The sequence below is a fragment of the Sulfitobacter sp. 1A15299 genome (genome assembly GCF_043556915.1).
In the GTDB taxonomy this organism is placed as follows: Bacteria; Pseudomonadota; Alphaproteobacteria; order Rhodobacterales; family Rhodobacteraceae; genus Sulfitobacter.
Genome location: NZ_JBIFFJ010000015.1, coordinates 1 through 11,911, shown reverse-complemented (window position 1 = coordinate 11,911; position 11,911 = coordinate 1). Strand labels below are relative to the sequence as shown.

The following is an 11,911-nucleotide window of genomic DNA, read 5'->3' as shown; positions in this document are numbered from 1 at the left end:
TTGCTCCAAATAGAGGCCGGAAAATAGGGCCCAGAGATAGAACCCAGAGGCAGAATGCCCCGAAGGGGCGGCAGTAAAAGAGCATAGTTAAATGGAAGCAGAGACGCTGGCATTGGCACAGGGGATCGATTTCTCCCTGTGGGGTCTGTTCGCGAAGGCGACGGTCACGGTCAAACTTGTAATGATCATGCTGATCGGGGCCTCTTTCTGGTCTTGGTCGATCATCGTCCAGAAAACCATCCAATACCGCAAAGCCCGCGCCGAGGCGGCGCAGTTCGATCAGGCCTTTTGGTCGGGTGAGCCGCTGGACGGTCTCTTTGACACCATTGGCGCCGACCCCGATGGGCCGTCGGAAAAGATCTTTGCCGCCGGCATGTCGGAATGGCGCCGCTCGCACCGCGAGGATGGCGCGCTCATCCCCGGTGCCACCGCACGCATCGACCGGTCGATGGACGTGGCCATCGCCAAAGAGGCCGAGCGCCTGCAAAAGGGGCTGCCCGTCTTGGCCACCGTGGGCTCCACCGCGCCTTTCGTTGGCCTGTTCGGCACCGTCTTCGGGATCATGAACTCCTTCATTGAGATCGCCGCCCAGCAGAACACCAACCTCGCCGTTGTGGCCCCGGGCATCGCCGAGGCGCTTTTGGCGACCGGCATCGGCCTTCTGGCCGCGATCCCGGCGGTGGTCTTCTACAACAAGCTGAGCGCCGACAGTGACCGGATCTTGGGCACCTATGAGGCCTTCTCGGACGAATTCGCGACCATCCTCAGCCGCCAGTTGGACAGCTAAGCCATGGGTGCGGGTGTCATGAAAAAACAAGGCGGCAAGGGGCGGCGGCGTGGCCGCGCCCAGCCGATGGCCGAGATCAACGTCACGCCCTTCGTGGACGTGATGCTGGTGCTGCTGATCATCTTCATGGTCGCGGCCCCGCTTTTGACCGTCGGCGTGCCGGTGGAACTGCCCAAGACCGCCGCCACGGCCCTGCCATCCGAGCAGGAAGAGCCGCTGACCGTCACCCTCACTGCCGAAGGGGCGGTGCAAATCCAGACCACCGACACGCCGCGCGATCAACTGGTGACCAAGCTGCGCGCCATCGCCTCGGAGCGGGCCAGCGACCGGGTGTTTCTGCGCGCGGATGGCAAGGTGTCTTATGCGCAGGTCATGGAAGTCATGGGCGCGCTCAACGCGGGAGGCTTTTCCAACATCGGTCTGGTGACCGACATCGGCGGCCCGGCGTTGGACGGCAGCGACACGTCGGGTGGCTGAGCGGTGCATACCGGGCATTACATATCAGGTGCCGGGCATCTGGGTCTTATCGGCTGGCTGTTGTTCGGAAACATTTTCACTTCCGAGCCTGAGCCGGTTGAGATGACCGAGGTCTCAGTGATCTCGGCGGCGGAATATGACGCGCTGGTCGCGGCCCAGCAGCCGCCAGCCTCGGCCACCGAGGTGGCCCAGCCCGCATTGCCCGCGCCGAGCGAGGAAGCGCCCGAGGTCACCGCCGAGCCGGACACGCAGATCGAACAGCCCGAGCCGGTGCAAACAGAAACCCCGCCCGAAGACCTCCCCCCCGAGGTGACCGAGCTGGAATTGCCGCCGCAGACCGAAGTGGACGACACCGCGCCCGAAATGAACGAGCCCATCGGCGATACCGCCGTGCTGGTGCCCGAGATCGCCCCCGAAGCCCGCCCGCGCGAAGCGCCCCGTGTAGCGCCCGAGCCTGTCGCGCCGCCCGAACCCGAAGCGCGCCCCGACCTCGACGAACAGCCCGCCGTGACGCCGGAGCCAGAGGCCGAGCCCGAAGTCGTGGTCGAGGAAGAGCCGCAAGAGGCGCAGACGCCCGAGGATACCACGACCGAGATCGTGACCGAAGCCGACAAGGCCCCGGCGGCCTCGGCACGCCCGCCCGGTCGCCGTCCGTCCCCGCCACCGCCCGTCGAGGTGGCCGAGGCGCCCGAAGAAACACCTGCCGAGACCGCGCGGCCGGACCCCAAACCCGCGCCCGAACCTGTCGAGGAACCGGCGACATCCAGTTCGACCGATGATGCTATCGCCGACGCGCTGAGCGAGGTTCTGGGCCAGCCCGAAGCCGAAGCCCCCGCACCCAGTGGCCCGCCGCTTTCGTCTGGTGAGCGTGAAAGCCTGCGGGTGGCGGTCTCGGCCTGTTGGAACATCGGCGCATTGTCGACAGAGGCGGCCCGCACCACGGTCGTGGTCGGCATGCAGATGAATCAGGACGGCACGCCAGTGGCCAGTTCGATCCGCTTGCTGAGTGCCAGCGGCGGCAGCGACACCGCCGCGCGGCAAGCCTTTGAAGCCGCGAAACGTGCGGTCATCCGTTGCGGCGGTCGTGGCTATGACCTGCCGCAGGAAAAATACAGCCAATGGCAAGACATCGAGATGACATTCGACCCAATGAGGAGCCGATAACATGCTGACGAGACTTCTGGGACTTCTGGCACTGGGGGCCGCGACCGTCTTTGCGGCGGCCCCGGACACCGCGCGCGCCGAGCCGTTGCGCATCGTGATTGACGACCCGACCATCGAACCCTTGCCCTTTGCCGTCCCCAGCTTCCAGCCCGAAAGCGGTGAGGCGGGCCAGTTGGCGACAGACATCGCCCGCGTCGTCTCGGACGATCTGACCGGCACTGGCCTGTTCCGCGAAATTCCGGCCAGCGCCTATATCTCTACCGTGAGCGACTTCAATGCGCCGGTGGAATATGCCGACTGGAAGGCGATCAACGCGCAGGCGCTGATCACCGGGGCGGTCAATGTCACCGGCAGCAGCGTGAACGTAAAGTTCCGCGTCTATGACGTTTTCTCGGGCGAGGAACTGCTGGATGCCAGCGGGCAGGGCGGTCTGCAATTCAGCGGCACTGTCGATGGTTGGCGCCGCATGGCGCATAAGGTGGCCGATGCGGTTTACAGCCGGATCACCGGCGAGGGCGGCTATTTCGACAGCCGCGTGGTTTTCGTCTCCGAGACCGGGCCGAAGGACAACCGCCAGAAACGTCTGGCCGTGATGGACTATGACGGGGCAAACCTGAAATACCTCACCGAATCCGGCTCCATCGTGCTGGCGCCGCGCTTCTCGCCGAGCGGAGACCGTGTGCTCTACACCAGCTATGAAAGCGGTTTCCCGCGCATCTATGTTCTGGATATCGGCACCGTCCAGCGCCGCGGGCTGCAAAGCGCCGAAGGCTCCATGGCCTTTGCCCCACGTTTCTCGCCCAGCGGTCAGACGGTGGTCTATTCGCTGAGCCAAGGCGGCAACACGGATATCTACTCGATGGACATTAACAGCGGCCAGTCGGTGCGCCTGACCAACACCCCCGCGATCGAGACGGCGCCGAGCTTCTCGCCCGATGGCAGCAAGATCGTTTTTGAAAGTGACCGTTCCGGCAGCCCGCAGCTTTATGTCATGCCCGCCACCGGGGGCGAGGCGACGCGGATTTCCTTTGGTGAGGGGCGTTACGGCACACCCGTCTGGTCGCCGCGCGGGGATTTGGTGGCCTTTACCAAGCAGAACAAGGGCCGCTTCCACATCGGCGTGATGCGCCTCGATGGGTCCGAAGAGCGTTTGCTGACCGCCTCTTTCCTCGATGAGGGGCCGACTTGGGCACCGAACGGGCGGGTCATCATGTTCGCCCGCGAAACCCAAGGGGCGGGCGGATCCTCCTCGCTTTACTCCGTCGATATTTCGGGGCGCAACCTCAAGCCCGTGCGCACGCCCGAAGGCGGCTCTGACCCCTCGTGGTCACCGCTGCAAAACTGACGCCTTACTCATATCATCCACAGGTGCGGGCAATTCCAATGATCCCGCGCCTGTGTTAATACCAGCAACGATAACGCCACCACATAGAAGGCAGACCCCATGAAACGCATTCTGACCAGCACGCTTTTGATTTCCGCATTGGCCGTGTCGGCCTGTACCAACCCTGACCGCTTCGGTGCCGATGGCATGGGCGGGGCAAATGCAGGGGCCGGGGTCAACGCCGGCGTGGTGCCGGGCAGCGCGAATGACCCGACCTCCACCGCCTATTTCCAGCAGGCCGTGGGCGACCGGGTGCTGTTCTTGGTCGACCAATCCACCCTGACCGACGAAGGCCGCGCCACCCTTGACGGGCAGGTTGCATGGCTGCAGGCCAATTCCGACTACCAAGCCGTGATCGAAGGCCACGCCGATGAGCAGGGCACCCGCGAATACAACATCGCCCTTGGGGGGCGCCGCGCCAATGCGGTGCGTGAATATATGATCTCGCGCGGGATCGCAGCCTCGCGGCTCAAGACCATCAGCTACGGCAAGGAACGCCCGATCGAAATCTGCTCGGCCGAGGCGTGCTATGCCAAGAACCGCCGCGCGGTGACCGTGCTGGCCGGCGGCGCGCTGACAAGCTGATCGCGGCAACAGCCCAAGCAATGACCAATCCAAGGAGGCCGATGTGCTGAAGCGATATATTTTCGTGGCCGTGATGGGGCTGATGACCGCCCCCGCCGCGCTTATGGCGCAGGACAACGATCAAACGCTGGCGGATATTCGCCAGCAGTTGACCGTGCTCAACGTCGAGGTGCAAAAGCTGCGCCGCGAACTGTCGACCACCGGCGGCGCCTCGGTCGAGACCGGCGGCAACTCTGTGTTGGAGCGGGTCAGCACCATGGAGAGCGAGTTGCAGCGCCTCACCTCCAAGACCGAGGAAATGGAGAACCGCATCAACCGGATCGTCGCTGATGGCACCAACCGGATTGGCGATCTGGAGTACCGTCTGGTCGAGCTTGAAGGCGGCGATCTGGGCGCTTTGGGTGAGACGTCGACCCTCGGCGGCGGGGCGGCGCCCGCCGTGGCGGCCCCCGCCCCCGAAGCGGGTCGTGAGGTGGTCGAAGTGACCCCCGGCAGCGGTGGCGCAGGTACATCTGGCGGCATCATCACCCCGATCAACGAAGCAGAGCTGGCGGTCAGCGAGAAGGCCGATTTCGAGCGGGCGCAGGAGGCGCTCGCATCGGGTGACTTTCGCAGCGCCGCCGATCTCTTTGCGTCCTTCAATACGACCTATCCCGGCGGTCCGCTAGCCGCCGAGGCCGAGATGCGCCGGGGCGAAGCTCTGACCGGTCTGGGCGATAACCGCGAAGCGGCGCGCGCCTATCTGGCGGCCTTCAGCACCGACCCCGAAGGGCCGGTGGCCCCGCGGTCGCTCTTCGAATTGGGCCGCGCCCTTGGCGTGTTGGAGCAGACCCAAGAAGCCTGCGTGACCCTCGCTGAAGTCGCCGTGCGCTTCCCGAGCGCCCCGCAGGTCAGCCAAGCCGAGGCGCAGCGCCAGACGCTGGGTTGTTCCTGACCGCGGATGACTGCACCCGCCGCAACGGCTGATGCAGCGCTGACCGAGGGGCTGCTGTCGGGCTTGGGCGGCGCGCTGCCGCCCCGCCTTGGCGTCGCCGTCTCTGGCGGGGGCGATTCCATGGCCTTGCTGTCGCTTCTGCATGGGATGGCGGTGGCAACCGGTAGTCATCTTGAGGCCGTGACCGTCGACCATGGGCTGCGCCCGGAAGCGGCGGAAGAGGCCGCCATGGTCGCGCGCCATGCCGCCCGACTGGGGCTGGCCCATGAAACTCTGCATTGGCGCGATTGGGACGGGCAGGGCAATCTTCAAAACGCCGCGCGGGAGGCGCGCTATCGCCTGATGGCCGATTGGGCCACGCGGCGCGCGCTTCCCATCGTGGCCCTTGGCCATACGGCGGACGATCAGGCCGAGACGGTGCTGATGCGCTTGGCGCGGCGGTCGGGGGTCGATGGGCTTGCAGCGATGGCGCTCCGCAGCGAAAGGTTCGGTGTCACATGGCTGCGCCCGCTGCTTTTCGCCCGGCGTGCGGCGCTGCGCGATCATTTGCGACGGGCGGGGCTTCACTGGGTCGAAGACCCCAGCAACGATGACCCGCGCTATGCCCGGATCAAAACCCGCCAAAGCCTCGATGCCCTCGCGCCACTTGGCATTGATGTGGAAACCTTGGCCGAAGTCGCGCGCAACATGGCCATGGCCCGGGCGGCGTTGGAGGCGCAAACCGACTGCGCCGCGGGCGATATTCTGCGTATCGAAGCGGGGGCGCAGGTGATGCAAGCCGATGCCTTTTTCGCCGAGCCGGAAGAGACCCGCCGCCGCCTGATGCTTCGGGCACTTGGGCAGATCAACGGCGGTGCCTACCCCCCGCGCCGCGGCCCCGTCGCCGCCCTGATCGCGGGGCTGGCGGAAGGGCAGGCGGCCACGCTGGCGGGCTGTCAGGCGCTGCGCCGGCGCGGTGAAATCTGGGTCTTTCGCGAGTATAACGCGGTGCGCGATCTGCGCGTGCCTGCGGATCAGCTTTGGGACGGGCGCTGGCGTGCGATTCCCCCCGAAGGGCTGCCGCCCGAGGCCGAATTGCGCGCGCTTGGCCCCGAGGGGCTGGCCCAATGCCCCGATTGGCGCAGCCTTGGGCGACCCCGTGCCGCCTTGCTGTCGACCCCGGCCATCTGGCAAGGCCCGCGGCTGCTTGCCGCGCCCCTTGCCGGGCTGGATCAGAAATGGCATGTCCGGCGCGAAAGCGGGGCGGAATGGAACAAAACCGCGCCATTATCGCATTGAACATGAGCGCATCATGTCTATCTTAGTATGGTGGTTGCCCGAACGGGCGCCCCTTGGGTTGCGGGACTTGCCTGCGGCCATGTGAATTTAGGAGAATTCCCTTGGGAAATGTTCGTAACCTCGCCTTCTGGGTTGTCCTGATGTTGCTTGTGCTGGCGCTGTTCAACCTGTTCAGCGGGTCCAGCGGGTCGCTTCAAAACAACGAAGTCAGCTATTCCGAATTTGTCACCTCCGTACAGGATGGTGATGTCCGTAATGTGACGTTGGATGGCGAGCAGGTGCGATTCCGCCAAGCGGATGGTGCCGACTACCTGACGATCAAACCCGGCGATGCGGAGCTGACCCAGCTTCTGATCGACAACGACATCCCCGTCAAAGCGCGCCCCCAGCAACAGTCCGGTTTCCAGACCTTCTTGATGTCGCTTCTGCCCATCGCGCTGCTGATCGGCGTGTGGATTTACTTCATGAACCGCATGCAGGGCGGCGGCAAAGGCGGGGCCATGGGCTTTGGAAAATCCAAGGCCAAGATGCTGACCGAAAAGCATGGCCGGGTGACCTTTGACGACGTGGCGGGCATCGACGAGGCCAAGGAAGAGTTGGAAGAGATCGTCGAATTCCTGCGCAATCCGCAGAAGTTCTCGCGCCTCGGTGGCAAGATCCCCAAAGGCGCGCTGCTGGTGGGCCCTCCGGGCACCGGTAAGACCCTGCTGGCCCGCGCAATTGCGGGTGAGGCGGGCGTGCCCTTCTTCACTATCTCGGGCTCCGATTTTGTCGAGATGTTCGTCGGCGTGGGTGCCAGCCGCGTGCGCGACATGTTCGAACAGGCCAAGAAAAACGCGCCCTGCATCGTCTTCATTGACGAGATCGACGCCGTGGGTCGCCACCGTGGCGCGGGCTATGGCGGCGGCAATGATGAGCGTGAGCAGACCCTGAACCAGCTTCTGGTCGAGATGGACGGTTTTGAGAGCAACGAGGGTGTCATCATCCTCGCCGCGACCAACCGCCGCGACGTGCTCGACCCCGCGCTGCTGCGTCCGGGCCGTTTCGACCGTCAGGTCACCGTGCCGAACCCCGACATCAAAGGCCGCGAGAAAATCCTCTCGGTCCATGCCCGCAAGACCCCGTTGGGGCCGGACGTGGACCTGCGCATCATCGCACGCGGCACGCCGGGGTTCTCGGGTGCGGACTTGGCGAACCTCGTGAATGAGGCCGCGCTGATGGCCGCCCGCGTCGGGCGCCGCTTCGTCACCATGGTCGACTTCGAGCAGGCCAAGGACAAGGTGATGATGGGGCCTGAGCGCCGCTCGATGGTGATGACCGCCGAGCAAAAGGAGATGACCGCCTATCATGAGGCTGGCCATGCCCTCGTGGGCATGACGCTGCCCAAATGCGACCCGGTCTACAAGGCCACGATCATCCCGCGCGGCGGCGCGCTTGGCATGGTGATGAGCCTGCCCGAGATCGACCGCCTGAACATGTTCAAGGACGAATGCCACCAGCGTCTGGCCATGGCCATGGCAGGCAAGGCGGCGGAGATCCATAAATACGGGCCGGACTCGGTCTCCAACGGCCCGGCGGGCGACATCCAGCAAGCCTCTGCGCTGGCGCGTGCGATGGTGCTGCAATGGGGCATGTCGGATAAGGTCGGCAACATCGACTATTCCGAAGCCGCGCAGGGCTATCAGGGTAACACTGCGGGCTTCTCCGTCTCGGCCAATACCAAGGAGCTGGTCGAGAAAGAGGTGCAGCAGTTCATCCAAGACGGCTATGACCGCGCGATGAAGATCATCACCGAAAAAGAGGTGGAGTTCGAGCGTCTGGCCCAAGGTCTGCTGGAATATGAGACCCTGACCGGCGATGAGATCAAGCGCGTCATGGACGGCCTGCCACCGGCGGAGGATTCCGACGACGACAACTCCGACACCGGCAGCGCGCCGAGCGTCACCGCGATCCCCAAGGCGAAGGGCAAGAAGGCCCCGCCAAAGGATGGCGGGATGGAGCCTGAACCTTCGGTCTGATCCGGCGCTTCGACATATGAAAGGCCCCGCTTCGGCGGGGTCTTTTCGTTTCGGCACTCCCGCCGGTCGGGGCGGGAACTCTACTATCGCCTCAGAGCCGCCATCGCGTTAGACAGGGACCGAATTCTTGAACAAGCCGGGTCTTATGCGACGCATCCTTTCTGCCTTCGCCCTTCTCCTCGCCCTCAACGCCGGACCTGTCTGGGCCGATCCGCAGACCTATGTGGTCGCCTTAGGCGGGCGGCAGCTGGGGACTTTGCAGTTCAACGGGCAAAGCCGGAACGCGGCCTTCCTGCTGTCGCTCGACAACGCGCCTTTCGGCATCAAGAACGGCAGCTTCAAGGCGGCCACCCAGTCGAGTGGAACCGCGGTCAGCTACCTTGGATCCAACCGGGGGAGCGAGACGCGCGATATTGCGATTGATCGGGCCGGGGGGCAGGTCACCTCGGTCAAGATCACCCCGGCGTCGGAAATGACGGAAATGTCGAAGGCCGGCGCGGTGCCTGCCGGTGTCCTCTTCCCGCCCGAGGTTTTCGCCGCGCTCGCTACCGGCAAAAGCTGCCCCGCGCCGCTGTCGCTTTACGATGGGCGCCGCGTGGTGCAGATTGCGACGCAAAGCAGCCGGGAGGAGGGGGCTTCGGTGGTCTGCGATATGTCCTACCGTGTCGTCATGGGGCCGGGCTATGTCTCGCCCTTCTATCTCAAATCCTTCGGGATGTCGCTTGTCTACACGGCGGGCACCCTTGCCAAAGCCTCACTAAGCGGGGGCGGTTTCAAGGTGCATCTGGTCCGGCAATAGGCATAGGATGCCACAGCAAACCACGTCAAAGGATGCCCCATGCCCGAACTGCGCAAGACAGACCATACCGCCCGGATCACTTGGCTGGGCATGGTCCCTCAGAACCGCGAAAACATCCGCTCGGTCGCGGTGGAGCAGGCTTTTGCGACATATGCGGGCTTCGAAGGTGATTTTCACGCAGGGCTGACCCGTCCGGCCTGCGTGCGCGTGCGCAACCTGCATGCCAAGGGCACAGAGATACGCAACACCCGCCAGCTCTCCATCCTCTCCGCCGAAGAGATGACCGAGATCGCCGCCGCCATCGACCTGCCCACGCTCGACCCGACCCTGCTGGGCGCTTCGATCATCCTTGAAGGGATCCCGGATTTCACCCTTGTCCCGCCGGGGTCGCGGCTGCAAAACGCGCATGGCACCACCTTGGTCGTGGATATCGAGAACGGCCCCTGCAACCTCCCGGCCCGTGAGATTGAGGTGGAGGCCCCGGGCCATGGCAAAACCTTCAAAACCGCCGCCCAAGGCAAACGCGGCGTGACCGCATGGGTCGAGCGGGAGGGACCGTTGAACCTCGGGGATGTGTTGCGGCTTTTCGTGCCGAACCAACCGGTCTGGCCGCATCTGGCCTAAGCGCGCGCCGTTTCGCGAACTTTGAGTGTCGGAAATACGGCCCCCCGGCGGGGGCTTGTCGCGCTATGGCTAAAGAATAAAGATCGCCACCAACGGCAACAGGGGATTCTCATGGCTTTTAAAACCGACATTCAAATCGCCCGCGAAGCGGCGAAACGCCCTATCCAAGAGATCGGCGCGAAGCTGGGCATCTCAAGCGACGATCTGCTGCCCTATGGCCATGACAAGGCGAAGGTGAGCCAATCCTTTATCGACTCTGTGCAGGATCGTGCGAATGGCAAGCTGATCCTCGTCACCGCGATCAACCCAACCCCGGCGGGGGAGGGCAAGACCACCACCACCGTGGGGCTCGGCGACGGGCTGAACCGGATCGGCAAAAAGGCGGCGGTCTGCATCCGCGAAGCCTCGCTCGGGCCGAACTTTGGGATGAAGGGCGGGGCCGCGGGCGGCGGCTATGCGCAGGTGGTGCCGATGGAAGAGATGAACCTGCATTTCACCGGCGACTTCCATGCCATCACCAGCGCCCACAACCTGCTGGCGGCGATGATCGACAACCATATCTATTGGGGCAATGAGTTAGAGATCGACACCCGCCGGGTCACATGGCGCCGGGTGGTCGACATGAACGACCGCGCTCTGCGCCAGATCACCGCCTCCTTGGGTGGTGTGCCCAACGGTTTCCCGCGCGAGACGGGTTTCGACATCACCGTCGCTTCCGAGGTCATGGCGATCCTCTGTCTGGCCAAGAACCTCACCGATCTGCAAGAGCGCCTTGGCGCGATGATCGTCGCTTATCGCCGCGACCGCAGCCCGGTCTATGCCCGCGACATCAAGGCGGATGGGGCGATGACGGTACTCCTGAAGGACGCGATGCAGCCGAACCTCGTCCAGACGTTGGAGAACAACCCCGCCTTCGTGCACGGCGGGCCTTTCGCCAATATCGCCCACGGCTGCAACTCGGTCATCGCCACGACCACAGCGCTGAAACTGGCGGATTATGTGGTGACAGAGGCGGGCTTTGGCGCCGATCTCGGGGCCGAAAAATTCATGAACATCAAATGCCGCAAGGCAGGGCTCGCGCCTTCGGTGGTGGTCGTCGTCGCCACCGTGCGCGCGATGAAGATGAACGGCGGCGTGGCGAAAGCCGATCTCGGGACCGAGAATGTCGAGGCCGTGCAAAAGGGCTGCGCCAACCTTGGCCGCCACATCGAAAACGTAAAATCCTTTGGCGTGCCCGTGGTGGTGGCGGTCAACCATTTCGTCACCGATACCGACGCCGAAGTGGCGGCTGTGAAAGACTATGTCGCGGCCCAAGGGGCCGAGGCGATCCTGTCGCGCCACTGGGAGCTGGGCTCGGAAGGCTCCGCCGATCTGGCCACCCGCGTCGCCGAGATCGCCGATGGCGACCACGCGAATTTCGCCCCGCTCTACGCCGACGAGATGCCGCTGTTCGAAAAGATCGAGACCATCGCCAAACGCGTCTACCGCGCCGATGAGGTGCTGGCCGACCAAAAGGTGCGCAACCAGTTGAAGGATTGGGAGGCGCAGGGCTACGGCAATCTGCCGGTCTGCATGGCCAAGACCCAGTACAGTTTCTCGACCGATCCCGACCTGCGCGGCGCGCCCACGGGTTTCAGCGTCCCCATCCGCGAGGTGCGTCTCTCGGCGGGGGCGGGTTTCGTCGTCGTCATCTGCGGTGAAATCATGACCATGCCGGGCCTGCCGCGGGTGCCTTCAGCCGAGGCAATCAAGCTCAATGCCGATGGCGATGTGGAGGGATTGTTCTAGGGCCTGTGGACATTGAGGATTTTCAAATCACCTGAGGTTTGATTCAACCTTCCAAAAGGGAGGTTTGAATGGA

The 11,911-nt window shown here is 64.3% G+C and carries 11 protein-coding genes; all 11 read left to right on the top strand.

Translation table 11 applies throughout. The features are described from left to right. Positions 1-91: 91 nt before the first annotated feature. The 11 genes from tolQ to ACGYK7_RS13570 all read left to right on the top strand — a co-directional run bounded on the left by tolQ (position 92) and on the right by ACGYK7_RS13570 (position 11,838). A complete protein-coding gene (tolQ, locus tag ACGYK7_RS13620; RefSeq protein WP_394402912.1) occupies positions 92-787 on the top strand; it encodes a protein TolQ in 696 nt (231 codons plus the stop codon). Between the two features lie 3 nt (positions 788-790). Continuing rightward, entirely contained in the window at positions 791-1,264 is a 474-nt protein-coding gene (tolR, locus tag ACGYK7_RS13615; RefSeq protein WP_394402911.1) for a protein TolR, read from the top strand. Between the two features lie 3 nt (positions 1,265-1,267). Next, complete coding sequence (locus tag ACGYK7_RS13610; protein WP_394402910.1) at positions 1,268-2,428, top strand: energy transducer TonB; 1,161 nt, start codon at positions 1,268-1,270, stop codon at positions 2,426-2,428. Between the two features lies 1 nt (position 2,429). Further along, positions 2,430-3,773 (top strand): Tol-Pal system beta propeller repeat protein TolB, encoded by a 1,344-nt coding sequence (tolB, locus tag ACGYK7_RS13605; protein ID WP_394402908.1) that lies wholly within the window; start codon positions 2,430-2,432, stop codon positions 3,771-3,773. Between the two features lie 99 nt (positions 3,774-3,872). Then, positions 3,873-4,397, top strand: coding sequence for a peptidoglycan-associated lipoprotein Pal (gene pal / locus ACGYK7_RS13600; RefSeq protein ID WP_067262930.1), 525 nt, complete (start codon positions 3,873-3,875; stop codon positions 4,395-4,397). A 73-nt stretch (positions 4,398-4,470) separates the two neighbouring features. After that, positions 4,471-5,331, top strand: coding sequence for a tol-pal system protein YbgF (gene ybgF, locus ACGYK7_RS13595; protein WP_394402988.1), 861 nt, complete (start codon positions 4,471-4,473; stop codon positions 5,329-5,331). 6 nt (positions 5,332-5,337) lie between these two features. Further along, complete coding sequence (gene tilS, locus ACGYK7_RS13590; RefSeq protein ID WP_394402906.1) at positions 5,338-6,609, top strand: tRNA lysidine(34) synthetase TilS; 1,272 nt, start codon at positions 5,338-5,340, stop codon at positions 6,607-6,609. Positions 6,610-6,710: 101 nt separating this feature from the next. Beyond that, on the top strand, positions 6,711-8,627 hold the full coding sequence (gene ftsH, locus ACGYK7_RS13585) for an ATP-dependent zinc metalloprotease FtsH (RefSeq protein ID WP_394402905.1): 1,917 nt from the start codon (positions 6,711-6,713) through the stop codon (positions 8,625-8,627). Between the two features lie 145 nt (positions 8,628-8,772). Beyond that, complete coding sequence (locus ACGYK7_RS13580) at positions 8,773-9,426, top strand: hypothetical protein (protein ID WP_394402904.1); 654 nt, start codon at positions 8,773-8,775, stop codon at positions 9,424-9,426. A gap of 39 nt (positions 9,427-9,465) precedes the next feature. Beyond that, positions 9,466-10,050 carry an MOSC domain-containing protein gene (locus ACGYK7_RS13575; RefSeq protein ID WP_394402902.1) on the top strand — a complete coding sequence of 195 codons (585 nt, stop codon included), beginning with the start codon at positions 9,466-9,468 and terminating at the stop codon, positions 10,048-10,050. 111 nt (positions 10,051-10,161) lie between these two features. Beyond that, positions 10,162-11,838: a formate--tetrahydrofolate ligase gene (locus tag ACGYK7_RS13570; RefSeq protein WP_394402900.1), complete on the top strand. Its 1,677-nt coding sequence runs from the start codon at positions 10,162-10,164 to the stop codon at positions 11,836-11,838. Positions 11,839-11,911: the final 73 nt, after the last annotated feature.

Coding starts and splice junctions, on each gene's coding strand:
- ACGYK7_RS13575 (WP_394402902.1), top strand. CDS start 9,466: ATGCCCGAACTGCGCAAGACAGACCATACCGCCCGGATCACTTGGCTG.
- pal (WP_067262930.1), top strand. CDS start 3,873: ATGAAACGCATTCTGACCAGCACGCTTTTGATTTCCGCATTGGCCGTG.
- tilS (WP_394402906.1), top strand. CDS start 5,338: ATGACTGCACCCGCCGCAACGGCTGATGCAGCGCTGACCGAGGGGCTG.
- tolR (WP_394402911.1), top strand. CDS start 791: ATGGGTGCGGGTGTCATGAAAAAACAAGGCGGCAAGGGGCGGCGGCGT.
- ACGYK7_RS13580 (WP_394402904.1), top strand. CDS start 8,773: ATGCGACGCATCCTTTCTGCCTTCGCCCTTCTCCTCGCCCTCAACGCC.
- tolB (WP_394402908.1), top strand. CDS start 2,430: ATGCTGACGAGACTTCTGGGACTTCTGGCACTGGGGGCCGCGACCGTC.
- ACGYK7_RS13570 (WP_394402900.1), top strand. CDS start 10,162: ATGGCTTTTAAAACCGACATTCAAATCGCCCGCGAAGCGGCGAAACGC.
- ybgF (WP_394402988.1), top strand. CDS start 4,471: ATGGGGCTGATGACCGCCCCCGCCGCGCTTATGGCGCAGGACAACGAT.
- tolQ (WP_394402912.1), top strand. CDS start 92: ATGGAAGCAGAGACGCTGGCATTGGCACAGGGGATCGATTTCTCCCTG.